Genomic DNA, 24,365 nt, shown 5'->3' with positions numbered 1-24,365 from the left:
CTGGTCCCCAGCGTCGCACGCACCACTGACAATCGGCCCGGGCACGATCCGGTACCCGGGGATCCGCATCGGGCCGCGGGCCCGTGGAGGTCACCGCGAACAGGTCACGAGGTCACGAGTCAGGCCGTCACAAGGTCACGAGGTCAGGACGTCACGAGGTCACGACACCGGGCGCGAGTCCGCCCACACGCCTTCGAACTCCTCGCGGTACGTCTCGAAGAGCCCGTGCTCCTGCTCCCGCCCGTCGCGCACCACGTTCCGGCCGCCACCGCGCAGCACCAGCACCGGCGCCTCCATGCCGCGCGCCTTGCGCAGATAGGACTGCACCACCGCGAGGCCGTCCGAGCCGTCGCCGTTGACGAGATAGGCCGTGAAGCGCGGCGTCTCGTCGAAGACCCGGATCTCGAAGGCGGCGGTGTCGCGCAGCCGGTCGCGCACCCGCCGCATGTGCATGATGTTCATCTCTACGGACCGGCTCATCTCGCCCTTTTTGATGCCCAGTTCACGCTCGCGCCGGCGGACCGCGCTGCTCGCCGGGTTGAGGAAGAGCAGCCGGGCCCGGCAGCCGGCCTCGGCCAGCCGGATGAGGCGGCGCCCCGAGTAGTTCTGGACGAGCAGGTTCAGCCCTATGCCCACCGCGTCGAGGCGGCGGGCGCTGCCGAAGAGGTCCTCCACGGGCAGCTGCCGCTGCAGCCGCACCCGGTCGGGGTGGACGCCGATGACGTCGGCGTAGCGGTCCCCCACCAGGTCTTCCACCGCGTCGATGGGCAGCCGGTCGGCGGACGGGGCCCCGCCGCTGCCGAGGATGTTCAGCAGCCGCGCGGAGGCCCGCTCGGCCTGCGCGAGAACCGTCTCGGACAGGGCCCGGTTGCGGGAGACGACGTTGCGCGCGACCTCCAGCTCGTCCAGTGCGAGTTCGAGGTCGCGCCGGTCGTCGAGATACGGCTCGAAGCACGGCCAGTGCTGTACGAGCAGCTCCCTCAGCTGCGGCAGGGTGAGGAAGCTGAGGACGTTGTCGTCGGCCGGGTCCAGCAGATAGCCCTTGCGGCGGCTCACCTCCCGGACCGCCGCGGCCCGCTGCACCCACTCCTGCCCGGCGGGCCCGGCGGCGGCGACGACCCACTCGTCCTCGCCGTGCACGGGTTCGTAGACAGGCCGCAGTACGGCGGCCACGACGGCGCGCAGCCGCTGCTCCACCAGATTCAGCCAGATGTAGGCCCGCCCCGCCCGACGTGCGCGGGTGCGCACCTCGCTCCAGGCGTCGGCGTTCCAGTCCAGCTCCGCCCCGATCTCCATCGGGCGGGCCAGGGAAACCGCGCCGGGTGGCGCGTCGGTCGAACCGTCTCCCCCGGGAACGCCGTCGCCAGGGGGCAGCTCCAGTCCGCCCGAGCTCACCAGTGCACCGCCTTCCGCCCCCGTCCAACGATCAAGGCAGACTACTGTGCGGGCGGGAGGCGGTGCACCCGCTCGTAGCCAGTCGTCGGTCAACTGTCCCACCGCATGAGGCGGTTGTTTCCGGCCGTGGTGGCCGAAGTGAGCGGATTCATAGCGCGACCCCCGGTCATCACCCGGTTGGACGAGCCGAACGGGGCGCAAGAAGGAGGTGCCGGTCTCCTTTTGGGGAAGATCTGCGGAAAGGCCCGCTCGGCCGCGTCGGTTGGGAAAGGATGCCGGGTCGGCCTCGTACAGGAGTCCTCATGGCGCCCCGGGGCGCCCGGGGACTCGTCTCGGAAGACCCTACGCAGGACCCCCGGAAGTACCCCGGAAGGCCCCCGGAAGAAGTGGAAGAGTCGACTCATGCAGGTGTGGCCGGGACAGGCGTACCCCCTCGGTGCCACGTACGACGGCGCCGGCACCAACTTCGCGGTCTTCTCGGAGGCCGCCGAGCGGATCGAGTTGTGCCTGCTGCACGACGACGGTTCGGAGACGGCGGTGGAGCTGCGCGAGAGCGACGCGTTCGTCCGGCACGCCTATCTGCCGGGCATCATGCCGGGGCAGCGGTACGGCTTCCGCGCGCACGGCCCGTACGAGCCCGAGCGCGGGCACCGCTGCAATTCCGCCAAGCTCCTGCTGGACCCGTACGCCCGCGCGGTGAGCGGTGCCGTCGACTGGGGGGAGGCGGTGTACGGCTACCGCTTCGGGCGGCCCGAGAAGCGCAACGACATGGACTCGGCGCCGCACATGATGACCTCGGTGGTCGTCAACCCGTACTTCGACTGGGGTGACGACCGGCCGCCGCGCACCGACTATCACCGTACGGTCATCTATGAGGCCCATGTGAAGGGCCTGACGATGCGCCACCCGGCGCTGCCGGAGGAGGTGCGCGGGACCTACGCGGCGCTGGCGCACCCGGCGGTCATCGAGCATCTGACGGAGCTGGGGGTGACCGCGATCGAGCTGATGCCGGTCCATCAGTTCGTGAACGACCACCGGCTGGTGGACGCGGGGCTGGCCAACTACTGGGGTTACAACACCATCGGTTTCTTCGCCCCGCACAACGCCTACGCCTCGTGGGGGGACCGGGGCCAGCAGGTGCTGGAGTTCAAGTCGGCGGTGCGGGCCCTGCACGCCGCGGGCATCGAGGTCATCCTGGACGTGGTCTACAACCACACCGCCGAGGGCAATCACCTCGGTCCCACCCTCTCCTTCCGGGGCCTGGACAACGCCTCGTACTACCGGCTGACGGACGACCCGCGCTACTACATGGACACCACGGGCACCGGCAATTCGCTGCTGATGCGCAGCCCGCACGTGCTCCAGCTCATCATGGACTCGCTGCGCTACTGGGTGACCGAGATGCGGGTGGACGGTTTCCGGTTCGATCTGGCGGCGACGCTGGCCCGGCAGTTCCACGAGGTGGACCGGCTCTCCTCGTTCTTCGACCTGGTGCAGCAGGATCCGGTGGTCAGCCGGGTGAAGCTGATCGCCGAGCCGTGGGACGTCGGGGAGGGCGGCTATCAGGTCGGGAATTTCCCTCCGCTGTGGGCCGAGTGGAACGGCAAGTTCCGCGACACCTCGCGGGACATGTGGCGCGGTGAGCCCGCCACGCTGGCGGAGTTCGGCTCCCGGCTGACCGGCTCCTCCGACCTCTATCAGGGGGACGGCAGGCGGCCGCTGGCCTCCGTCAACTTCGTCACCTGTCACGACGGCTTCACCCTGCACGACCTGGTCTCCTACAACCACAAGCACAACGAGGCCAACGGCGAGGACAACCGGGACGGCGAGAGCCACAACCGCTCGTGGAACTGCGGGGCCGAGGGCGAGAGCGACGACCCGGGGGTGCTGGCGCTGCGCGAGCGCCAGATGCGCAATTTCATCGCCACCCTGATGGTGTCGCAGGGGGTGCCGATGCTGAGCCACGGCGACGAGTTCGCGCGCACCCAGGAGGGCAACAACAACGCCTACTGCCAGGACTCCGAGCTGTCGTGGGTGCGCTGGCCGCACCCGGCGGACGAGGCCTCCGCCCGGGCCCGGCGGATGCTGGCCTTCACGCGCGCGATGATCTGGCTCCGCCGCGACCACCCGGTCTTCCGGCGCCGTCGCTTCTTCCACGGCCGCCCGGTGCAGGGCACGCACGACGAGCTGTCGGACATCGCCTGGTTCACCCACGAGGGTGAGGAGATGCGGGACGAGGACTGGCAGGCCGCCCACGCGAAGTCGCTGACCGTCTTCCTCAACGGGGGCGCGATCTCCGAGCCGGGGCCGCGCGGCGAGCCGATCGTCGACGACTCCTTCCTGCTGATGTTCAACGCCCACGGGGAGCCGCTGGACTTCGTCGTGCCCGTGGACCACGGCAAGCAGTGGCAGGTCGTGGTCGACACCGCCCGCGACCAGGGCGTCGAGCCCAACGGGCCGAAGGTCCAGGCCGGTGACCACCTGACGCTCACGGACCGCAGCCTGACCATCCTGCAACGTCCGGCGTAGGCCGCCTGCGCTCGACGGCCCGGCCCACCACCGCACGCGGCCTAGTCCCCTTGCGGCATCACCGCCCGTTGCGGGTACGTACGTTCCCATGACGCCCGACAGCACCGTGCCGCCACCGACCGCCACGTACCGGCTCCAGCTCCAGCCGGACTTCCCCTTCGCGGCGGCCCGAAGGGCCGTTCCCTACCTCGCCTCGCTCGGGGTCTCGCATCTGCACCTGTCGCCGGTGCTGGAGGCGGTGCCCGGCTCCGAGCACGGCTACGACGTGGTCGACCACGCGGCGGTCCGGGCGGAGCTGGGCGGCGAGGAGGGGCTGCGCGCCCTGGCCCGTACCGCCCGGGAGCACGGGCTCGGGCTGGTCCTCGACATCGTGCCGAACCATATGGCGGTGCCGGTGCCCGCACGGCTGAACGGGCCGCTGTGGGAGGTCCTGCGGGACGGCCCGGCGTCGCCGTACGCGCGCTGGTTCGACATCGACTGGGCCGAGCACGGCGGGAAGGTGCTGCTGCCGGTGCTGGGCGGCCGGCTGGGCGACGAGCTGGCCCATCTGCGCGTGGTGGACGGTGAGCTGCGCTGGCACGACCACGCCTTCCCGCTGCGGCCCGGCACCGAGCGGCTGCCGCTGCCGGAGCTGCTGGACGCCCAGTGGTACCGGCCCGCCTGGTGGCGGCTGGCCCGCACCGAGGTGAACTACCGGCGGTTCTTCACCATTTCCACGCTGATCGCGGTCCGTGTGGAGGACCCCGAGGTCTTCGCCGCCACCCACGCCACGGTCCTCCGGCTGCTGCGCGAGGGGGTGATCGAGGGCCTGCGGATCGACCACCCGGACGGGCTCGCGGACCCGGCCGGCTATCTCCGGCGGCTGGGGAAGGCGACGGGCGGCTGCTGGACGGTCGTGGAGAAGATCCTCAGCGGCGACGAACGGCTGCCCGCCGACTGGCCCGTGGCCGGGACGACCGGCTACGACGCCCTGCGCCACCTCGACGGCCTCTTCGTGGACCCGGAGGGCGCCACGGCGCTGACGGCCGCGTACCGCGCCTTCACCGGCGGGCCGCCCGACCGGGGCGGCGACTGGCCGGCGACGGTGCGGCGCGCGGCCTACAAGGTCGTCACCCATGAGCTGGCCGCGGAGGTCGAGCGGCTGGTCCGCACCCTCGACCGGGCCCGGGACACCTCGCCCCTGCTGCGCGACCACGCCCCTTGGGCCCTGCGCACCGCCCTGCGCGAGATCCTCGTCCGGCTGCCCGTCTACCGCCCGTACGCGGTGCCCGGGGAGCCGGTGGCCCCGGTGGACGCCGCGCTGCTGGACGAGGCGGCCCAGGGCGCCCGTACGGCCTTCTCCGTGCCCGAGGAGGCCGCGGCGGTGGAGGTGGTGCGGGACGCGGCCCTCGGCCGGCTCGGGGACGGGCCGGACCACCGGGACTTCTGCGCGCGGTTCGCGCAGACCGCGTCCGCGCTGCGGGCCAAGTCGGTGGAGGACACGGCCTTCTACCGCTACGCGCCCCTGCTGTCCGCCAACGAGGTCGGCGGCACCCCGCAGCGGCCCGCGGTCTCCCCGGGCGAGTTCCACGCCTACTGCGCCCGGCTGCAACGCGACTGGCCCGCCACCGGGACGGTGCTGTCCACCCACGACACCAAACGCAGTGCGGACGCGCGGGCGAGGATCGCGGCGCTCACGCAGTACCCAGGGCGGTGGGCCGATCTGATGGACCGGACGGCGGCCCTGACGGCGGCGCCCGACCCGCATGTGGCGTGGGTGGCCTGGCAGAGCGCGCTGGGGCTCGGCGCGGCGGACGGCTCCGGCGCCGCCGAGGCGGGGCGCCTCGTCCCCGCGGTCCTCAAGAGCGTGCGCGAGGCCGCGCTGCGCACGACGTGGACCGAGCCGGACGCGGCGTACGAACGGGCGGTGGAGGCGTTCGTCACGAACGGCCCGTGCGGGCCGCCCGGGGACGCGCTCGCGTCCCTGCTCCGCGAGATGGGCCCGGCGGTGCGGGCCCATGTCCTCGGTGCCGCGTTGCTGCACCTCACCATGCCGGGCGTGCCGGATCTCTACATGGGCACCGAGGGGGACCGCACCGCGCTCGTCGACCCGGACAACCGCCGGGTGCCCCGCTTCCCCGACGGTCCGCTCGCCGGTCCGGTCCCGATGGACGGCGGACTCTCGGCGGAGAAGCTGTGGCTCACCCGTACCGCGCTGCTGCTGCGGCGCGCCCACCCCGCCTGGTTCGGCGCCGAGGCCTCGTACGAGCCGCTGACCGCGCTCGGCCCGGCCGCCGGGCACTGCGTGGCGTTCACCCGTTCGGGGGAGGTCGTCACCGCCGTGACCCGGCTGCCCCGCCGGCTCGCGGACGCCGGCGGCTGGCGGGACACGACGCTGGACCTGCCCGGCGGCGGCCGGTGGCGCGAGCTGCTGACCGATCGGGGGTACGAGGGCGGGGCGGCGCTGGCGGAGCTGCTGGACCACTACCCCGTGGCGCTGCTGGTGCGGGACTGAACGGTGTCCGGGAAGGCCTGCTCCTGGCTGAGGCGCACGAAGGTGGCGGCGATCCCGGTGAGCTCCACCCGGGAGTAGGCGGTCTGTTCCCGGCTCCAGGGCGGGTCGACGGCGACGACCGCCGCGCCGGTGACGCCCCGGGCCAGGTGCAGGGGCGCGGCGACGAGGCCCACGCCGGCCGCCGCCATCCGGACGGCCGTGGAGGAGTGCTCGGTCCACACGCCCGTACGGGGTGCGAAGCCGCTCCGCTCGCAGACCCAGTCCAGCCAGCGCTGTCCCTGCACCACCGGTTCGAGGGCGCAGCGCACCCATACGCGGTCGGCCAGTTCCGTCAGCCGCACCGGCTGCGCGCGGGCCGCGAGCGGGTCGTCGGCGGAGGTGATCAGCATGATCTCCTCGTGGCCGAGCGGGACGACGGGGCCGTGCCAGTCGTCCGGCCGCGGGCCGATGGCGACGTCGGCGACGCCGCGCTCCATGTGATCGCGCAGTTCCTCCGTGGTGGCGTACTCGTGGAGGTTGAGCAGGACCTCGGGGTAGGCGCGCCGCCAGCGGGCGAAGACGGACGGCAGCACGCCGACGGCGAGCGCGTGCAACGTCGCGATGTGCAGCTCGCCGCCCGCCGCCCCGGCCGCGGCCTTCGCCGCGCGGCGCGCCTGCTCGGCGCTGCGGACCGCCAGTTCGGCGTGCGGCAGGAAGGCGCGGCCCATGGGCGTGAGCCCGATGCCGCGCGGGCGCCGCTCCAGCAGCGGGCCGCCGACTTCCCGCTCCAGTGCCTTGATCTGGTGCGAGAGCGCGGACTGGGTGACGTTGAGCGCCTCGGCGGCCCGGGTGAAGGACCCCTCCGCCACCACCGCGACCAGGTACTCCATCTGTCGCAGACTCAACCGGCTCCCCCTATGAACAGCTGTCATCGAATCGATCGAAACATTGCGTTGGACTCATGATCGCTCGCGGCGCAGGGTGAAGTCATGCAGGAAACAGATGTCTTCGTCATCGGTGGCGGCACCGGCGGTTACAGCACCGCGTTGCGCGCCGCCGCCCTCGGGCTCGATGTCGTCCTCGCGGAACGCGATCTGGTGGGCGGCACCTGTCTGCACCGCGGCTGCGTCCCGAGCAAGGCGATGCTGCACGCCGCGGAGCTGGTGGACGGGATCGCCGAGGCACGGGAGCGGTGGGGGGTGAAGGCGACGCTCGACTCCGTGGACTGGTCCGCGCTGACCGCCACCCGGGACGACATCGTCTCGCGCAACCACAAGGGCGTGGAGGGGCATCTGTCCCACGCGCGGGTGCGCGTGGTGCGCGGTTCGGCCTCGCTGACGGGCCCACGCGGGGTCCGGGTCGACTCGGGTGCCGAGGCGGGGTCCGAGTGGGCCGTGCGGCGTGGCATCGTGCTCGCCACGGGTTCGCGGCCGCGCACGCTGCCGGGGTTGGAGCCGGACGGCGAGCGGGTCGTCACCAGTGACGACGCGTTGTTCGCCCCGGGGCTGCCCGCCTCGGTACTGGTGCTGGGCGGCGGTGCGATCGGCGTCGAGTACGCCTCCCTGCACCGGTCGATGGGTGCCGAGGTGACGCTGGTGGAGGCGGCCGACCGGCTGCTGCCGTCGGAGGACGCCGACGTGAGCCGGCATCTGACCCGGGGCCTGAAGAAGCGCGGCATCGACGTCCAGGTGGGCGCGCGGCTGGAGGACGCGCGGACGTACGAGGGCGGGGTGCGGGCCACTGTCCGCACCGCGCGCGGGGAGTTCCGCGTCGTGGAGGCCGAGCGGCTGCTGGTGGCCGTGGGCCGGGTACCGGTCACCGACGGCCTGGGACTGGCGGCCGCCGGACTGGCCACGGACGCGCGGGGGTTCGTCGCACCGGCCGACTGGGCGCGCCTGGAGACCTCCGTGCCGGGCATCCACGTGGTCGGCGATCTGCTGCCGCCGCCGTCACCGGGGCTGGCGCACGCGTCCTTCGCCGAGGGGCTGGTGGTCGCGGAGGCCCTCGCGGGCGGTACGCCGCGGCCGGTCGACTACGCCGCCGTGCCACGGGTCACCTACTCCAGCCCGCAGACGGCGTCGGTGGGCCTGTCCGAGGACGGGGCGCGGGAGCGGGGCCACGAGGTGAAGGCCAACTCCATGCCGTTGACGGCGGTCGCCAAGGGCATGGTGCACGGGCAGGGCGGAGTGGTGAAGGTCGTCACGGAGGCGGAGGTGGGGGCGAAGGGCGGGGGCGGGGGCCGGGTGCTGGGCGTGCACCTCGTGGGCCCGCACGTCTCGGAAATGATCGCGGAGAGCCAGTTGATCGTCGGCTGGGACGCCGAGGCCGCCGACGTGGCCCAGCACATCCACCCGCACCCGACGCTCTCGGAGGCGGTCGGCGAGGTGTTCCTGTCCCTGGCGGGCCGGGGACTGCACCAGCGGTAAGTACGGCGCGCGGGAAAAGCGTTGGACGCCGGGGTGGGCGTCTCCTAGCGTTCCGGAGCCGTCCATTGGAAGAAGGACCTTCATGACCGAGCTGGTCATCCGCGCGCTCACCGAGAACGACACCGCTCTGTTCACGTCCCTGCCCGACCCCGGTCTCGTCGGCCGGGCCGCCTTCGGCCACCGCTACGCGCCCGTCCACGAGGGCGGCGAGTACCGGCCCGACTGGACCTGGGTCGCGCTGCGCGACGACAAGGTCGTGGCACGCGCCGCCTGGTGGGGCGGGCCCGGTGACGAGACGCCGAAGGCCCTCGACTGGTTCGACTTCGCCGAGGGCGAGGACGAGGCCGCGGTCCGGCTGCTGCGCACGGCGCCGCTGCGCACCGAGTACTCCCTGCTGGCCCCGCCCGGGTGGCGGGAGCGGCCGGAGACCCGGGCGGCCGGCGAGGCCCGGATCGCCGCGGCCGGGGCAGCCGGTCTGCGCCACCTCGTCGACCGCTTCCGCTACGAGTGGACGACCGCCTGCGGGCTGCCGGAGCGGCCCGGACGGCTCACGTTCCGGGCGGAGCCCGACGACGCGGTGATACGGGATGTGGTGCGCCGTACTCATCAGGGCACCCTCGACGCCCATGACCGGCGGAACATCGCCGAGCTCGGGCCGGACGCGGCCGTCGACGAGTTCATGGGCTTCCTCGACTGGCTGCCCTCGCCGCGCGCCTGGTGGAAGCTCGCCTACGCCCCCGGCGGCGAGCCGGTCGGCATCCAGGTGCCCGCCCACAACCCGGCCGGACCGTGCGTGGGGTACATCGGGGTCGTGCCCGAGCAGCGCGGCCACGGCTACGCGTACGACCTGCTCGTGGAGTGCACCCACGACCTGGTCGCCGAGGGTGCGACATGGATCGCGGCGGCGACCGACCAGGGCAACCACCCGATGGCGGCCACCTTCGCGAAGGCGGGCTACCCGGTCACCCAGGAACGCGTCGACCTCGTTCCCCCGCAGTCCGGCTGACCAGAGCTCAGCTGACTGGCCAACACCTTGCGCTTGCCCGGCCCGCATTCGGACGGCCCCTGCCGGGCACCATGAACAGCACCGTCGTCGAGAGGAGCCGGCTGTGCTGTTCGAGGTGTGGGCGCCGAACGCCGGACGGGTGGTGCTGCACGCGGCGGACCGCGAGCACCCCATGGCGCGCCATCCGGCCCGCGCGGGCTGGTGGCGGTGCACAGTCCCCGCGGCCCCCGGGGACCGCTACGGTTTCGCCCTGGACGGCGGGCCCGTGCTGCCCGACCCGCGCTCCCGGCGCCAGCCGGACGGCCCCGACGGGCTCAGCGCGGTCGTCGAACCGGCCGCCTTGAGCCGACGGCAGCCGTGGCCGGGCCGCCCGCTGCCCGGCGCGGTCCTCTACGAGCTGCACATCGGCACCTTCACCCCCGAGGGCACCTTCGACGCGGCCGCCGAACGGCTGCCCCACCTGGCCGACTTGGGCATCACCCACGTGGAACTCATGCCGGTGTGCCCGTTCCCGGGCACGCACGGCTGGGGGTACGAGGGGGTCTGTCTCTGGGCCGTCCACGAGCCCTACGGCGGCCCGGCGGGCCTGCGGCGCTTCGTGGACGCGGCACACGCGCTCGGCCTCGGCGTCGTGCTCGACGTCGTGCACAACCACCTGGGTCCGTCCGGCAACCACCTGCCCGCCTTCGGGCCGTACTTCACCGACACCCACCACACACCGTGGGGCGCGGCCGTCAACCTCGACGCCCCCGGCTCCGCCGAGGTCCGGGCGTTCCTGATCGGCAGCGCCCTGGCCTGGCTGCGCGACTACGGGCTCGACGGGCTGCGGCTGGACGCGGTGCACGCGCTGATCGACACCGGGCCGAAGCACTTCCTCGCCGAGCTGTCGGCCGCGGTCGACGCCCTGGCCGGGCGATTGGGGCGGCCGCTCTTCCTCATCGCCGAGTCCGACCTCAACGACCCGGCCACGACCACCGCTCGCGAAGCGGGCGGCATGGGGATCCACGCCCAGTGGAACGACGACTTCCACCACGCGCTGCACACGGCCCTGACGGGCGAGTCCCAGGGGTACTACGCGGACTTCGCCGCCGACCCCGCGCACGCCCTCGTCAAGACGCTGCGCGGCGGCTTCTTCCACGACGGCACGTACTCCGCCTTCCGCTCCCGCCCCCACGGCCGCCCCCTCGATCCGCGCACCACACCCGCGTACCGGCTCCTGGGCTACGCCCAGACGCACGACCAGGTGGGCAACCGGGCCCTGGGCGACCGGCTTTCGGCCCGGCTGTCCCCCGGGCTGCTGGCCTGCGCGGCCGCGCTCGTGCTGTGCGCGCCCTTCACCCCGATGCTGTTCATGGGCGAGGAGTGGGGGGCCCGTACGCCCTGGCAGTTCTTCACCGACCACACGGACCCGGCACTGGCCGAGGCCGTCCGCACAGGAAGGCGGCGGGAGTTCGCCGCCCACGGCTGGGCGGCGAAGGACATCCCCGACCCCCAGGACCCCGCCACCCGGGACCGCTCCTGTCTCGACTGGAGCGAGCCGGCCCGCGCGCCGCACACGGCGCTGCTCGACTGGTACCGCCGCCTGATCACCCTGCGCCGGACCGAGCCGGCCCTCGCTGACCCCCGGTGGGAGTACGACGCCCTCCGCGCCGAGGACCGCACGGTCCACTTCCGGCGCGGCCCCCTGCACCTCGCGGTCAATCTCGCCGACCGGCCCGTGGCGCTGGACCTGGGCCCCGACGCGGCGGGTGCCGAGGCCGTCCTGGCCTGGCGTCCCGTCGGGCCGCCGGACGCGGACGGCGTGCTGCGGCTGCCGCCCGAGACGGCCGTCGTGCTGCGCCCGGGGCGCGCTGTTGCGCGGCCCGGCGAGCGGGCAGACGCTGGAAGTGGCGCGACCGCGCCTTCGTGAGCGCTGCCGGAACGCCATGCGCGGGTGCGCCGCCGAAGGAGTGAAGGACCATGCGCACGCTACTGGAGGCCCGGCTGGACACCCGCGCGGGGAACGAGGCGATCAAGAACGGCAAGCTGCCGAAGGTACTGCAGGAGGTCATGGAGAAGATCCACCCCGAGGCCGCCTACTTCGCCCCGATGGACGGCGGGCGCTCCTGCTTGATGGTCTTCGACATGGAGGACTCCTCGCAGATGCCCCCGATCCTCGAGAACTTCTTCACGGAGCTGGAGGCGGAGGTCCACATCCAGCCGGTGATGAACTACGAGGATCTCCAGAAGGGCCTGAGCGCCATCGGCAGGAGCTGACCGCCGGGCAAGGCCCTCAGCCCTCGGCCGGCTCCAGCCGCAGTGAGATCGAGTTGATGCAGTACCGCTGGTCGGTCGGGGTGGGGTAGCCCTCGCCCTCGAAGACGTGGCCGAGGTGCGAGCCGCAGCGCGCGCAGCGCACCTCGGTGCGGGTCATGCCGTGCGAGCGGTCCTCGATCAGCTCGACGGCGGAGGAGTCCTTCGGGTCGTAGAAGCTCGGCCAGCCGCAGTGGCTCTCGAACTTCTCCGTGGAGCGGAACAGCTCCGCGCCACACGCCCGGCAGGAGTAGACCCCCGCCGTCTTCGTATCGGTGTACTCACCGCGGAAGGCGGGCTCGGTGCCGGCCTGGCGGAGCACCTGGTACTCCGCGGGGGTCAGCTCCGCGCGCCACTGCTCGTCCGGCTTCTCGACCTCGTACGACATCTCGCGCGCCTTTCGGTGAGGACGGGTCTTACGCGTCTTCGGGTCAGCTCTCCAGTCGGGCCAGGATCTTCGGACCGAGGTCCGTCACATCACCGGCGCCCATGGTCAGAACGAGATCACCGGGCTCGGCCATTCCCGCGATCACATCGGCGACGGCCGCCATGTCGTGCTCGGCGCGCACGTCCGCGCCCGCGGCCCGTGCGGCGTCGATGATCACGGCGCTGGTGACGCCGGGGATCGGCTCCTCGCGCGCCGGGTAGATGTCGAGGACCACGGACGCGTCCGCGAGGGCCAGCGCCTGGCCCATCTCGGTGCCCAGCTCCTGGGTGCGGCTGAAGAGGTGCGGCTGGAAGACCACGAGCAGGCGCGCGTCGGTGGCGGCGCCGCGGATGGCCTCCAGGTCCGCCGTCATCTCGGTCGGGTGGTGGGCGTAGGAGTCGATGACCTGCACGCCCTTCGCCTCGCCCTTGAGCTGGAGGCGGCGCTTGACGCCGGTGTACTTGCCGAGCGCGGAGGCGAGGTTGTGCAGCGGCAGACCGAGCGCGACGCCCGCGGCGAGGGCCGCGACGGCGTTGTGCGCGTAGTGGCGGCCGGGGACGGAGACGGTGAAGGTGAGCACCTTGCCGCCCATGACGACGGTGACCTCGCTGGTCAGGCCGCGCGGGTTGACCTTGAGGACCCGTACGTCCGCGTCCTCGGCCTCGCCGTAGGTGACGACCTGGATGTCCTCGCGGGCCGAGTTCCGGGCGAGCCGCTCGGTGAGCTCACGGGCACCCGCCTGGTCGGCGGCGATGACGAGGGTGCCGCCGGGGCGCAGCCGGCCGACGAAGGTCTCGAACGACTCGTAGATCTCGTCCATCGACGCGTAGTTCGCGTGGTGGTCCAGCTCCACGTTGAGGATGATGGCGACCTCGGGCGCGTACTTGTGGAAGCTGCGGTCGCTCTCGTCCGCCTCGGCGACGAAAATCTCGCCGGCGCCGTGCCGGGCGTTGGAGCCCGGGGCGTCGAGGTCGCCGCCGATGGCGTACGAGGGGTCGAGGCCGAGGGCGTCGAGGGAGACCGCGAGCATCGAGGTCGTGGTCGTCTTGCCGTGCGTACCGGCGACGGCGATCGGGCGCAGGCCCTCCATGAGCCCGGCGAGGGCGTCCGAGCGGTGCACGACGGGGATGCCGCGCTCGGCGGCGGCCGCCAGCTCGGGGTTGTCGGCGCGGATGGCGCTGGAGACGACGACGCAGGTGGCGTCCTCGGCCAGGTGCCCGGCGGCGTGCCCGATGTGCACGGTGGCCCCCAGGTCGCGGAGCGCCTCGGCGGTGGCGGAGTCCTTGGCGTCGCTGCCCGCGACGCGCGCGCCGCGCTGCGTGAGGATCTTCGCGATGCCCGACATGCCGGCGCCGCCGATGCCGATGAAGTGCGGTCGGTCCATCGTCGTGGGGACGGCCGGTGCCATGTGCGGTGCTCCCTGAGGGTCGGTTCCGGGTGTAGCTACGCCCGATTGTTGCACCCGGTGCCGACAGCCCCGCCCACGGCCACCCCCGCCGGTCGTACCGGGCGGATCACGCCTCCGGCCGGGCCCGCGGCGATCACGGCGGGGCGGGGTGGCTGCGGGGCGGGGGCAGCGTGGGGAGGTCGACGAGGAGCATCCGGAGGGCGCCGCCCCTGCGCTCACCCGCCGGGGTGACGCGCGCACCGCACGGCGACGGTCCCGGTCCCGCCCGGGACGGCCCCGGCCGTCAGCCCGTGCCCTCGTCCCGGCTCTCGTCCTTGCGCTCCGTCTCGTCCTCGTCGTTGTGGGCGTAGAGCTTGAGGACGGGGACACCCACCTTGTGGCGGGCGCGCGAGGCCCAGTCCCGGTGGAAGAACTCCTCGACCAGGTGGGGAGCGGTCAGCACGATCACCTCGTCGGCGTGCGTCTGCTCGACGACGGACCGCAGCAGGTCCAGCGGGTGGCCGTCGACGATCTGCCCCACGGCCTCGCTGCCCGCGTCGCGGAGCAGCCGGAGCGAGTGTTCGAGGGCGAGGGCGGCGGGCCGCACGGCCTGCTCGCCCTCGGGCTCGTCGGCCTCGTGGACGGCCTGTTCCAGCTCGCCGAGCGCCACGTCGTCGATGGCCCGCAGCAGCCGGTCCTCGGCGCCTCTGGGCTGCATCAGGACCACGAAGGACATCGCGTCGTCGTGGAGGGTGGTGACGAAGTCGACGTCGGTGACGGACAGCGGTTGCTCGATCATCAATACGCTCGTGAACACGGTGGGAGCCCTTCTGCTACGTGGGCCACCGGGCCCAACAGAAACCATCCTGCGCGTGCCCTCCATGGGCCCGCCTGTTGTGATCTCGTGCCCCTCGAGGACGCGTCTGACTCAATTCTGCCCACCCGAAGCGAACCGGAGCAGCAAATTCCGCCGATTGTCAGACTCGTCGGTAGCTATTGAACAGAAAACCGCCCTCCTCGATGACGGAAGCGAGAGCGAATCGTTCCGGCACGGCGAGCGGCGGACCGTTCATGATGCGCGGCGCGGTGCCGGAGGCCACCAGGGGAGCCAGCGACAGGCACATCTCGTCCAGCACCCGCGCCCCGGCGAACTGGCCCAGCAGCTGTGGCCCGCCCTCCGTGAGCAGCCGTGTCAGCCCCCGCCCGGCCAGCACCGCCGGCACCAGCGCGGGGTCCACCCGGCGCCCCCGGCCGGCCGTGACGACCTCCGCGCCCGCCGCACGGGCCGCGGCGACCCGCTCCGCCGGGGCGTCCTCACCGGTCAGCACGATCGTCGGCACCAGGGGCGAGGTGAACAGCGGGAGCGAGAAGTCCAGGTCGAGCGCGGCGCTGACGACCGCGATCACCGGCGCCACTGGCTGGCCGAGCGCCGCCCGCCGCGCCGCGAACGCCTCCCGGGCGCGCGCGGGGCGGTAGCCCTCCTGCCGTACGGTCTCGGCCCCGACCACGATCGCGTCGGCGAGGCCGCGCAGGGTGCCGAAGATCCGCATGTCGGCCTCGGAGGACAGCGGCTGCGAGCGCCCCTCGTGGTGGGCGGCGCCGTCGAGCGAGGAGACCATGTTGGCGCGCAGCCAGGGACGTCCGCCGCCGTCCGCCGCCTGGGGGTAGGCGTAGGCGTCCGCCAGTTCGTCCAGCCCCCATTCGCGGTCTTCGAGGTCGGACGGGGCCAGCGGTGAGGGGAACAGGCGTCGCATAGGCGGCAGTGTGGCATGCCCCGGCCGGCTCGTACCCCCGCCTCGAGCGAGGGTGTCGTACGCAGCGACTACCCTGGACGGTTGTGTCGTCCTCCACCGCTTCCCCCGCCTCCCCCGGCCCCGCCGACCCCGCCTCCGACGGGCCGCTCGCGCTGACCTCGCGCGCACCGCAGGTGCCCGCCGACCGCCTGGTCGCCGAGATGGTGCCGCCGCCGCGCTTCGACTCGGTGCGGTTCGACAACTACATCCCCGACGCGAACCAGCCCAGCCAGGCCGAGGCCGTGCGGGTGCTCGCCGGCTTCGCGGCCGGGCTCGGGGGCGGCGCGAGCGCGAGCGGCGCGGGGCGCAAGCGCTGGTTCCGGCGCGAGGCGAAGCCCACCGTGCCCGCCGGGCCGCGCGGTGTCTACCTCGACGGCGGCTACGGCGTCGGCAAGACGCACCTGCTGGCCTCCCTCTGGCACGCCACCCCGGCCGCCCCGGAGCACAAGGCCTTCGGCACCTTCGTGGAGCTGACCAACCTCGTCGGCGCGCTGGGCTTCCAGCAGACCGTGCGGACGCTGAGCGGCCACCGGCTGCTGTGCATCGACGAATTCGAGCTGGACGACCCGGGCGACACCGTGCTCGTCTCGACCCTGCTGGGCAAGCTGGTCGAGGCGGGGGTGGCGCTGGCCGCGACGTCCAACACGCTGCCGGGCAAGCTCGGCGAGGGCCGCTTCGCCTCCGCCGACTTCCTGCGCGAGATCCAGGGGCTGTCCGCGCACTTCCGTCCCTTGCGCATCGACGGCGAGGACTACCGGCACCGCGGCCTGCCCGAGGCCCCGGCGCCGTTCGACGACGACACCGTCAAGCGGGTGGCGCACGCGACGGAGGGCGCCTCGCTGGATGACTTCCCCGCCCTGCTCGACCACCTGTCCAAGGTGCACCCGAGCCGCTACGGCGCCATGTGCGACTCCCTGCGGGCCGTGTGCCTGACCGGCGTGGAGCCGGTCCCCGACCAGTCGACCGCGCTGCGGCTCGTGGTGCTCGCCGACCGGCTCTACGACCGCGAGATCCCGGTGCTGGCGTCGGGCCGGCCGTTCGACGAGCTGTTCAGCCCGGAGATGCTGAACGGCGGGTACAAGAAGAAGTACTTCCGGGCGATCTCCCGGCTCACGGCCCTCGCCCGCGACGCGAAGTCGCTGGTCAAGGAGTAGCGGTCGGCCCTGGGGCGCCACCTGGGGCACACATCTTCGGATGATGTGTCCGATACGGTTCCCCGGTGTCCCCCATGATCCATTCCCCGCGCGCCCGGCGGGTCCTCGCCCCGGCCGCCGCCGCGCTGCTGTGCGGCGCGCTGGCGGCCTGCGGCGCGGACGACTCGCCCGCCGCCGGGCCCGGCAAGCCCTCCGCCGCGTCGGCCCCCGCGCTGAAGCCCACCGCGCCCACCGCACCCGCGACGCCCGCCGCCGGGTCGCCCGCACCGACCCTCCCGCCCGGGCCCGGCGGGGCCGCCCCCGTCTTCTCGCACGGCAAGCGCGACGGCGGCAAGCGGGTCGCCCTCACCTTCGACGCCGACATGACGGCGGACCAGGACAAACGGGCGGCGCGCGGCGAGCGGTTCGACAATCCCCAGCTCATCGCGACCCTGCGGCGGCTGAAGGTGCCCGCCACGGTCTTCATGACCGGCAAATGGGCGGAGCAGTACCCGGCCCAGGCGCGGTCCATCGGCGGTGACCCGCTCTTCGAGGTCGCCAACCACTCGTACGCGCACCACGCGTTCTCCACCCCCTGCTACAAGCTGCCGACCGTCCCGCTCAAGGGCGCCCGCGCCGATGTGGAGCGCGCCTTCGACGCCTTCCGCCGCGCCGGGGTCAAGAACACGGTCCCGTACTTCCGCTTCCCCGGCGGCTGTCACAACGACGCCGTGCTGCGCGCCATCGGCCCGACGGAGGCGACCGCCGTGCAGTGGGACGTGGTCAGCGGCGACGCCTTCGCCAAGCAGGCCGGCCCGGTGGCCGAAACGGTGCTGTCGCAGGTGAAGCCCGGCTCGGTGGTCGTGATGCACTGCACGCGCAGCGCGGCACCGGTCACGGAGGAGGCGATCCGGCGGATCGTGCCGGGGCTGCGCGCCAGGGGTTACGAGTTCGTACGGGTCTCCGACCTGATCGCCGGTCGCTGACCGGCCCCGGGCGGCCGGGGCGGGGCGGCCGGCCGGGTGTCCGCCACCGGTGCGTACGAGCGCCTCACGGCCCGCCGCCCGGCTGCCGCGCACTGAGCGCGCAGGCCGCGGCCATGGCCACCGCCGCGAGCGCGGCGGCCACGGCGAGCGGCACCAGCGGCACCGTCACGGTCGCGGTCCGGGAGCCGCTGACCAGCCCGTTCACGGCGGCTCTCGCGGGCGAGCCGCCGACGAAGAGCACCGCGAACGCCCCGAGCACCGTCGTCGGCACCGCCCACGCGGTGCTGCGCAGCACCGGCCGGTTGCAGAGCGCCCCGACGGCCGCACCGAGCAGCACGCACGTCACGGCGGTCACCAGCCCCGCCCCGGCCGCGGACCAGATCGGCAGTTCCTCGTGGCGGGTGCCGCGCGGGTCGCTGACCGCCGTGACGACGGCGGTGCCCACGACGGCGAGACCCGTCGCGGCGAGCAGCGCGGTGAGCAGCGCCGCGAGATGGACGCGGGCCGGGCCGGCCGCGGCGGCGGCGCAGTCCCGGGCGGCGCCCGGCTCATTGGTCACGCACACCCGCACCAGCCACGCGGTCACCGGCAGCAGCACGGCCGCGGCGAAGCCGAGCGAGTCCAGGACCGGCTGGCCGGTCTGCACCCCGATGGCCATGAAGGCCAGATAGAGCAGCAGCGGGGGCAGCCACCGGTGCGAGCGGGCCAGCAGGGCGGCCTGGTAGCGGAGCAGTGCGGTCATCGGCCGGTCTCTCCTTCGACGGGGGCGGGCCGCGTCGTCGTCACGGCGCGGATGTGCCACGCGGGGCGGGCCGCCAGGAGGGCCCGGAGCAGGGCGTCCGAGTGCGCGGCGGCGACGGTCAGACGGTGCACGGCGGGGGTGCCGGGTGCCACGGGGCCGAGGATCTCGGACACGGGATCGCCGGGCAGGCCGTCGGGCAGCCGGGCACCGGACGGCCCTTCCGCCTCGACGCTCACCCGCGGACCGGCGGGGCGGCGCGCGGGCCGCTCCCCCGCGTCCGCGGGGCCTGCCGTGTTCGCCGCGGCCACCGCGGCCAGCCGTCCCGCCTCCACGCGGTAGACCGCGTCGGGCACGCCCGCCAGACGGCCCGGGTCGTGGTCGACGTAGACGACCGTGCCGCCGGCCGCCACGCGGTCCGTCACGGCGCGGTCGAGGACGGCCCGGGAGGCCTGGTCGAGGCCGGTCCAGGCCTCGTCGAGGACGAGCAGACGGGGGTCGGCGAGCAGGCCCTGGGCGACGGCGACCTTCTGGCTGCTGCCCTTGGAGAGTTCGGACAGACGGGTGCGGGCGTGCTCGGCGGCGTCGAAGCGCTCCAGCCACCGGTTGGCGGCGCTCACGGCGGCGGGCCGGCTCAGACCGTGGACGCGGCCGAGCATCGTCAGATAGCCGAGGGCGGTGAAGGGCAGCGCGGCGGGAAAACGCTCGGGGACGAACGCCGTGCGCGGCCGTCCGGTGATCCGTCCGGTGGTGGGGGCATCGATGCCGGCGAGCAGCCGCAGCAGCGTGGACTTGCCGCTGCCGTTGGCGCCCTCGACCCGCACCAGCGACCCCGGCCGGACCTCCAGGTCGACCCCCCGCAGTACCCACGGGCCGCCGATACCGTAGCGACGCCCGACCCCCGTCAGTCTCATGGACCACACCGTATCGGGCGGCCGCAGGCGTTCGAGCGGCTGGCAGACTGGGGGCGTGACCAGCTCTGACACCGCTTCCGAGACCGTTTCCGAGGCCGCTCCCCAGACCACTGCCCAGGCCGCCGCCCGGGCCGGGGGCGCCGACCCGCGCGACGAGTCCCCGCAGTTCGTCCTGCCGCTCGTGGTGCGGATCGAGAAGGCGGAGCCGCCGGCCCGTACGGACGCCCTTCAGACGGCGGCGCGCGCGGTGCTCGCCATGCTGTCCGACGAGCGGTCCCAGGGCGAGGGCGACGACGAGGGCGAGTGGGCGCGTGCCGTCCGGGACTGGCAGGACGCCCGGATCCGCAAGGTGGTGCGCCGGGCGCGCGGTGCGGAGTGGCGGCGGGCGGCGCAGCTGCCGGGGATCACCGTGACGGGCGCGGCGGCCGAGGTGCGGGTCTTCCCGCCCGTGCCGCTGGACGGCTGGCCCAAGGAGCTGGTCAAGCTCCAGGTGTCGGGCACGGACCTCGCCGACCCCGAGCCGCCGGCCGCACCGGACCCCGCACAGCCGGTGCTGTGGCTGAACCCGGACCTGGAGATGTCGGCGGGCAAGGCGATGGCACAGGCCGGACACGGCGCGCATCTGGCCTGGTGGGGGCTGGACGACGCGGCACGCGCGGCCTGGCGGGATGCCGGTTTCGCGCTGTCCGTGCGGACCGCCGACCCGGCGCGCTGGGCGGAGCTGACGACGAGCGGCCTGCCGGTCGTACGGGACGCGGGCTTCACCGAGATCGCGCCGGGGTCGTGCACGGTGGTCGCGGACCACCCGACACTTCGGGGTTGTCCGACCATCGGGTGATACTGGGCCGGAACATCTGTACTGGCGCCAGGGAGTACGAAGTTGACGAGGGTGAACGGGACGAAAGCGTCCAACCGGTCAAAGTGGTCCTCGTACGCCGGGCAGACCCTGGGCGCCTCGGCCCTCGTGCTCGCGATCGTCGCCGGGCTGGCGTTCGACGACGCCCCTGAGAAGGACGACCGGAAGGACACCGCGGCCTCCCCGACGGCGGACACCTCGGCGCGGAGCGGGTCCGACGGCACCCAGAAGAAGAAGCCGGAGGACAAGGAAGAGAAGTGGGACGGCAAGGTCAGGGTGCTCGGCGACGGGTCGACGTCCTACACCGGACCGCAGCCCAAGCAGCCGAAGGCCGAGAAGCTGAAGCCGGGCGAGAAGCCGCCGCAGTTCGTGGTCTTCTCCTGGGACGGCGCGCTGTCCGGCGACGACGAGCTGTTCGCGCACTTCCGTAAGGTCGCCAAGCAGAACGACGCGCAGATGACGTTCTTCCTCAGCTCGATGTATCTGCTGCCGAAGTCGAAGGCGTCGCTGTACAAGCCGCCGCAGCACAAGCCGGGCGACGCGGCGATCTCCTACGCCACCGACCAGCACATCAAGGACACCATTTCGCAGCTGCGTGGTGCGTGGCTGGACGGCAATGAGATAGGCACCCACTTCAACGGGCACTTCTGCGGCCCCAAGGGCGGCGGCGAATGGAGCCCGGCCGAGTGGAAGAGCGAGATCGAGCAGTCGTACTCCTTCGTGCAGAACTGGAAGACGAACACGGGCTACAAGGACCTGCCGCCACTGCCCTTCGACTTCAAGAAGGAGCTGGTGGGCGGCCGCGCCCCCTGTCTGGAGGGCCAGAAGTCGCTCCTGACGGCGGCGAAGTCCTTCGGCTGGCGCTACGACGCCAGCTCGCCCGGTGACTTCCAGCTCTGGCCGTCCCAGATCAACGGCATCTGGAATTTCCCGCTGCAACTGCTTCCGTACCCGAAGAGCGAGAAGCAGGTCCTGTCCATGGACTTCAATTTCCTCTACAACCAGTCCGGCGGCAAGACGAAGGGCGACCCGGCGAAATACGCGGAGTGGCGGAAGCTGACCCGGGACGGGTATCTCAACGGCTTCGAGCGGGTCTACAACGGCAGCCGGGCACCGATGTTCGTCGGCAACCACTTCGAGGACTGGAACGGCGGCATATACATGAAGGCCGTCGAGGACGTGGTGAAGTCGGTCTGCAAGCGCGACGGGGTGCGCTGCGTGTCCTTCAAGCAGCTCGCCGACTGGCTGGACGCGCAGGACCCGAAGGTGCTGGCGAAGCTGCGCGGCCTGGACCCGGCACAGGAGCCGAACTGGCAGACGTTCCTCAAATGACCCGCGCCCCCCGCGGGGGCGCGGCCGTCACTTCCCCAGTTCGGTCATGTACGCCGTCCAGATGCCGATCGGGTACGGGCTGCCGGTGGCGGACTTCGCCGCGCCGCCGAGGCCGGTCAGCGGCTGCAGCTCCTGGCTCTTGGGGTCGATGCGGGAGAGCGAGACGGCGGTCGAGAGGGTGCCGCGGTAGCCGACGAACCAGGCCGACTTGTTGTCCGGGCCGGTGCCCGTCTTGCCCGCCACATCGGCCCCGGCGGCCCGCGCCGCACCGGCGGTGCCGCGCCGCACCGTGTCGCGCAGCGCGTCGTCCACCGCGCCGGCCACGGACGCGGGCAGGGCCCGCTCGGCCGTCGGCTTGTCCACCGGGACGGCGTCGCCGTTGCGGGTGAGCCGGGTGACGGAGTACGGCTCGCTGTGCGCGCCCCGGGCGGCGAAGGTGGCGTAGGCCCCAGCCATCCGGATGGCGCTGGGCGTGGTGGTGCCGAGGGAGAAGGCGGGCACCCGGGGGCCGAGGCTGGAGGCGAGCAGCCCCGTCTGCACGGACGTACGACCCACCCGGTCCAGGCCGACGTCCATGCCCAGCTGCATGATCGGGGCGTTGATCCCCTTGACCACCGCCTCCCGCAGCGGCACCTTGCCCCAGGACTTGCCGCCCTCGTTGGCCGCCTTGACGATCTTCCCCGAGCGGTCCCAGTACGGGCCCTCGGGCGTCCGGATCGTCACCTTGTCGTTGCCGTCGTAGACGGTGGCCGGGGTCACGGGCACCCGTGGCTTGCCGCGCTCGCGCTGGACGCCGTCACGCAGGGCCGCCGCGTAGACGAAGGGGGCGTAGGCGGTGCCCGCCGGGACGACGGAGGAGTTGGCGTCGTTGAAGCCCTGCTTGAGGTAGTCCGGGCCACCGATGAGGGCGACGATGCGCCCGTCGGTGGTGACCGAGGCGGCGCCGATGCGGACGTTCCGGTCGGCCTCGCGCCGCTCGGGGTCGAGCCGGCCCCGGACGTCCGCCACGGCCTTCTTGAGCGCCTCGACCTTCGGCTTCTCGAAGGTGGTGCGGATCTGGTAGCCGCCGAGGTCGAAGTCGGCGTCGGAGACCTCGGTGCGGGCGCTCACATAGGCGCGGGCGGTCTCCACGAGATAGCCCGTCTGCCCGTTCAGCCCGGCCGGCTTGGGCGGGGCCTTGGGCTCGGGGAAGGTGGTGTACCCGGCCCGCTCCTTCGGGGAGAGCCTGCCGATGGTGACCATCCGGTCGAGGATCCAGTTCCAGCGCTCCACGGCCCGCTCGTGGTTGGCGCGGCTGATCGCCGGGTCGTAGAGGGCTGCCCCCTTGAGCAGCGAGGCGAGCACCGCGCCCTCGCTCGCGTTGAGCTGCGAGACGTCCTTGCCGTAGTAGGCGTGGGCGGCGCGCTGGATGCCGTAGGTGCCGCGCCCGTACCAGCTGGTGTTGAGGTAGCCCTCCAGGATCTCCGACTTGGTCATCTTGTTGTCCAGCTTGATGGCGATGAACATCTCGGTGATCTTGCGGGTGAAGGTCTGCTCCTGGTTGAGGTAGGCGTTCTTCACGTACTGCTGGGTGATGGTGGACCCGCCCTGGGTCTCCCCGCCCGTGATCATCCTGGTGAGGGCGCGGGTGATGCCGCTGACGGAGATCCCGCTGTCGGAGTAGAAGGTCTCGTTCTCGGCGGCCAGGGCCGCCCAGCGCACCTTCTCGGGGACCTTCTCCAGCGCGGTGTCCTGCCGGTTGACCTCGCCGGTACGGGCCATCTCGGTGCCGTCGGCCCAGTAGTAGACGTTGTCCTGCTGGGTGGCGAAGGCGTTGAGGTCGGTGGGTATCTCCGTGCGCGCGTAGAGGACGCCGACGAGGGCCGCGAACGCGCCGATGACGACGGCGGCCGCGCCGAGGCTCTGCCGCCACGACGGCACCCAGCGGCGGAAGCCGCGCCGCCCCGGGCGGGGGTAGGCGGGGCGCAGCCGCCCGAGGAGGCGGGAGGCGGGCCGACGGCGGCGGGCCGGGGCGGCATGGTTCCGGGCGTGCGCCCCATTTCGACGTTCGAACACCGCTCGACCCTACGACCCGGGTCAAATCCCCGGGATGCCGGTTCCGTCACAGTCCTCCCGCGGCCTCCCCCGGCCCCGTGGGGATCCGCCCCCGGAAGGGCCGAAAAGGGTGGCGGAAGCAGCCTCACCACGCCTTTACACTTCTGTAGACGAGGAACATCCCGGTCGTACCGGGCGGGAAGACGAGCAGAGAGAACGCCGCAGGCATGTCAGCAGGCACACCTACCACCGTGGTCCGTCAGGGCCGGCGCCGCGCGAACGGGGCGCTGGAGGGCGAGGTCCTCACGGCGCTGCAGCGGGCCGAGGGCTCGCTGACCCCCCGCGAGGTCCAGAGCCGGCTCGCGGGCGAGCTGACGTACAGCACGGTCGTGACGATCCTGTCCCGGCTGCACGCCAAGGAGGTGCTCACCCGCACCCCGCGCGGCCGGGCCTACGCCTACGCCCCCGTCACCGACGACTGCGGGCTGGCCGCCCGCCGGATGCACAAGGTCCTCGACGGCCGCCCGGACCGGGAGGCCGTGCTGACCCGCTTCGTCAGCGAGCTGACCGCCATGGACGAGGCGCTGCTGCGGCAGCTGCTGGCGGCGGGCGTCCGCCAGGGCCTGCCCGACGGCTTCTGACG

20 protein-coding genes are annotated in these 24,365 nt (G+C 73.1%); 11 read left to right on the top strand and 9 right to left on the bottom strand.

Going from position 1 to position 24,365, the window contains the following annotated elements; translation table 11 throughout:
• Positions 1-159: 159 nt before the first annotated feature.
• The gene (locus AB8O64_RS27950) at positions 160-1,395 is read right to left on the bottom strand and encodes an SAV2148 family HEPN domain-containing protein (RefSeq protein WP_130881676.1); all 1,236 of its coding nucleotides are present in this window, start codon (positions 1,393-1,395) and stop codon (positions 160-162) included.
• 402 nt (positions 1,396-1,797) lie between these two features.
• On the opposite strand from AB8O64_RS27950, the gene glgX reads away from it, so the two are divergent.
• Positions 1,798-3,924, top strand: coding sequence for a glycogen debranching protein GlgX (gene glgX, locus AB8O64_RS27945; protein ID WP_370422041.1), 2,127 nt, complete (start codon positions 1,798-1,800; stop codon positions 3,922-3,924).
• An 88-nt stretch (positions 3,925-4,012) separates the two neighbouring features.
• Positions 4,013-6,418, top strand: a complete 2,406-nt coding sequence (gene treY, locus AB8O64_RS27940) for a malto-oligosyltrehalose synthase (protein WP_370422040.1) — start codon at positions 4,013-4,015, stop codon at positions 6,416-6,418.
• Here the strand turns inward: treY and AB8O64_RS27935 are convergent.
• Positions 6,388-7,302, bottom strand: coding sequence for a LysR family transcriptional regulator (locus tag AB8O64_RS27935; protein ID WP_370422038.1), 915 nt, complete (start codon positions 7,300-7,302; stop codon positions 6,388-6,390). The two genes, treY and AB8O64_RS27935, sit on opposite strands and share 31 nt — an antisense overlap.
• Before the next feature lie 84 nt (positions 7,303-7,386).
• Between AB8O64_RS27935 and lpdA the strand changes: the two genes are divergently transcribed.
• The 4 genes from lpdA to AB8O64_RS27915 all read left to right on the top strand — a co-directional run bounded on the left by lpdA (position 7,387) and on the right by AB8O64_RS27915 (position 12,085).
• Positions 7,387-8,823, top strand: coding sequence for a dihydrolipoyl dehydrogenase (gene lpdA, locus AB8O64_RS27930; protein WP_370422037.1), 1,437 nt, complete (start codon positions 7,387-7,389; stop codon positions 8,821-8,823).
• An 82-nt stretch (positions 8,824-8,905) separates the two neighbouring features.
• Entirely contained in the window at positions 8,906-9,829 is a 924-nt protein-coding gene (locus AB8O64_RS27925; protein WP_370422036.1) for a GNAT family N-acetyltransferase, read from the top strand.
• Between the two features lie 103 nt (positions 9,830-9,932).
• Positions 9,933-11,738, top strand: a complete 1,806-nt coding sequence (gene treZ, locus AB8O64_RS27920) for a malto-oligosyltrehalose trehalohydrolase (RefSeq protein WP_370422035.1) — start codon at positions 9,933-9,935, stop codon at positions 11,736-11,738.
• Positions 11,739-11,788: 50 nt separating this feature from the next.
• Positions 11,789-12,085: a hypothetical protein gene (locus tag AB8O64_RS27915; RefSeq protein ID WP_370422034.1), complete on the top strand. Its 297-nt coding sequence runs from the start codon at positions 11,789-11,791 to the stop codon at positions 12,083-12,085.
• Positions 12,086-12,101: 16 nt separating this feature from the next.
• On the opposite strand, the gene msrB is transcribed toward AB8O64_RS27915, so the two are convergent.
• From msrB to AB8O64_RS27895, 4 genes are all read right to left on the bottom strand, one after another.
• Positions 12,102-12,509, bottom strand: coding sequence for a peptide-methionine (R)-S-oxide reductase MsrB (msrB, locus tag AB8O64_RS27910; protein ID WP_184738839.1), 408 nt, complete (start codon positions 12,507-12,509; stop codon positions 12,102-12,104).
• A gap of 43 nt (positions 12,510-12,552) precedes the next feature.
• The gene (murC, locus tag AB8O64_RS27905) at positions 12,553-13,956 is read right to left on the bottom strand and encodes a UDP-N-acetylmuramate--L-alanine ligase (protein WP_370422032.1); all 1,404 of its coding nucleotides are present in this window, start codon (positions 13,954-13,956) and stop codon (positions 12,553-12,555) included.
• A 283-nt stretch (positions 13,957-14,239) separates the two neighbouring features.
• Positions 14,240-14,752, bottom strand: coding sequence for an indole-3-glycerol phosphate synthase (locus tag AB8O64_RS27900; protein WP_370422031.1), 513 nt, complete (start codon positions 14,750-14,752; stop codon positions 14,240-14,242).
• 160 nt (positions 14,753-14,912) lie between these two features.
• Positions 14,913-15,689 (bottom strand): pyrimidine reductase family protein, encoded by a 777-nt coding sequence (locus AB8O64_RS27895; RefSeq protein WP_370422029.1) that lies wholly within the window; start codon positions 15,687-15,689, stop codon positions 14,913-14,915.
• Between the two features lie 83 nt (positions 15,690-15,772).
• Between AB8O64_RS27895 and zapE the strand changes: the two genes are divergently transcribed.
• Complete coding sequence (zapE, locus tag AB8O64_RS27890; RefSeq protein ID WP_370422027.1) at positions 15,773-16,882, top strand: cell division protein ZapE; 1,110 nt, start codon at positions 15,773-15,775, stop codon at positions 16,880-16,882.
• 74 nt (positions 16,883-16,956) lie between these two features.
• A complete protein-coding gene (locus tag AB8O64_RS27885) occupies positions 16,957-17,847 on the top strand; it encodes a polysaccharide deacetylase family protein (protein ID WP_370423984.1) in 891 nt (296 codons plus the stop codon).
• 64 nt (positions 17,848-17,911) lie between these two features.
• On the opposite strand, the gene AB8O64_RS27880 is transcribed toward AB8O64_RS27885, so the two are convergent.
• Positions 17,912-18,589, bottom strand: coding sequence for an ABC transporter (locus AB8O64_RS27880; RefSeq protein ID WP_370422026.1), 678 nt, complete (start codon positions 18,587-18,589; stop codon positions 17,912-17,914).
• A complete protein-coding gene (locus tag AB8O64_RS27875) occupies positions 18,586-19,500 on the bottom strand; it encodes an ATP-binding cassette domain-containing protein (protein WP_370422025.1) in 915 nt (304 codons plus the stop codon). Before AB8O64_RS27875 ends, AB8O64_RS27880 begins: the two co-directional genes overlap by 4 nt.
• A gap of 55 nt (positions 19,501-19,555) precedes the next feature.
• Here AB8O64_RS27875 and AB8O64_RS27870 point away from each other — a divergent pair, with 55 nt between their 5' ends.
• Positions 19,556-20,338, top strand: coding sequence for a peptidyl-tRNA hydrolase (locus AB8O64_RS27870; RefSeq protein WP_370422024.1), 783 nt, complete (start codon positions 19,556-19,558; stop codon positions 20,336-20,338).
• Positions 20,339-20,389: 51 nt separating this feature from the next.
• Positions 20,390-21,688 (top strand): hypothetical protein, encoded by a 1,299-nt coding sequence (locus AB8O64_RS27865; protein ID WP_370422022.1) that lies wholly within the window; start codon positions 20,390-20,392, stop codon positions 21,686-21,688.
• 27 nt (positions 21,689-21,715) lie between these two features.
• Here AB8O64_RS27865 and AB8O64_RS27860 read toward each other — a convergent pair whose 3' ends face one another.
• Positions 21,716-23,743, bottom strand: coding sequence for a transglycosylase domain-containing protein (locus tag AB8O64_RS27860; RefSeq protein ID WP_370422021.1), 2,028 nt, complete (start codon positions 23,741-23,743; stop codon positions 21,716-21,718).
• Between the two features lie 206 nt (positions 23,744-23,949).
• Between AB8O64_RS27860 and AB8O64_RS27855 the strand changes: the two genes are divergently transcribed.
• Positions 23,950-24,363, top strand: coding sequence for a BlaI/MecI/CopY family transcriptional regulator (locus tag AB8O64_RS27855; protein ID WP_370422019.1), 414 nt, complete (start codon positions 23,950-23,952; stop codon positions 24,361-24,363).
• Positions 24,364-24,365 lie beyond the last annotated feature (2 nt).

Source organism: Streptomyces sp. QH1-20 (genome assembly GCF_041283565.1).
In the GTDB taxonomy this organism is placed as follows: domain Bacteria; phylum Actinomycetota; class Actinomycetes; order Streptomycetales; family Streptomycetaceae; genus Streptomyces; species Streptomyces syringius.
This window is presented reverse-complemented; position numbering and strand designations above follow the sequence as displayed.

What these genes read in the sequence shown, in the direction of transcription:
- AB8O64_RS27875 (WP_370422025.1), bottom strand. Translation starts at nt 19,500, where the DNA reads ATGAGACTGACGGGGGTCGGGCGTCGCTACGGTATCGGCGGCCCGTGG.
- murC (WP_370422032.1), bottom strand. Translation starts at nt 13,956, where the DNA reads ATGGCACCGGCCGTCCCCACGACGATGGACCGACCGCACTTCATCGGC.
- AB8O64_RS27925 (WP_370422036.1), top strand. Translation starts at nt 8,906, where the DNA reads ATGACCGAGCTGGTCATCCGCGCGCTCACCGAGAACGACACCGCTCTG.
- msrB (WP_184738839.1), bottom strand. Translation starts at nt 12,509, where the DNA reads ATGTCGTACGAGGTCGAGAAGCCGGACGAGCAGTGGCGCGCGGAGCTG.
- AB8O64_RS27895 (WP_370422029.1), bottom strand. Translation starts at nt 15,689, where the DNA reads ATGCGACGCCTGTTCCCCTCACCGCTGGCCCCGTCCGACCTCGAAGAC.
- AB8O64_RS27885 (WP_370423984.1), top strand. Translation starts at nt 16,957, where the DNA reads ATGATCCATTCCCCGCGCGCCCGGCGGGTCCTCGCCCCGGCCGCCGCC.
- treY (WP_370422040.1), top strand. Translation starts at nt 4,013, where the DNA reads ATGACGCCCGACAGCACCGTGCCGCCACCGACCGCCACGTACCGGCTC.
- AB8O64_RS27855 (WP_370422019.1), top strand. Translation starts at nt 23,950, where the DNA reads ATGTCAGCAGGCACACCTACCACCGTGGTCCGTCAGGGCCGGCGCCGC.
- lpdA (WP_370422037.1), top strand. Translation starts at nt 7,387, where the DNA reads ATGCAGGAAACAGATGTCTTCGTCATCGGTGGCGGCACCGGCGGTTAC.
- AB8O64_RS27880 (WP_370422026.1), bottom strand. Translation starts at nt 18,589, where the DNA reads ATGACCGCACTGCTCCGCTACCAGGCCGCCCTGCTGGCCCGCTCGCAC.
- AB8O64_RS27915 (WP_370422034.1), top strand. Translation starts at nt 11,789, where the DNA reads ATGCGCACGCTACTGGAGGCCCGGCTGGACACCCGCGCGGGGAACGAG.
- glgX (WP_370422041.1), top strand. Translation starts at nt 1,798, where the DNA reads ATGCAGGTGTGGCCGGGACAGGCGTACCCCCTCGGTGCCACGTACGAC.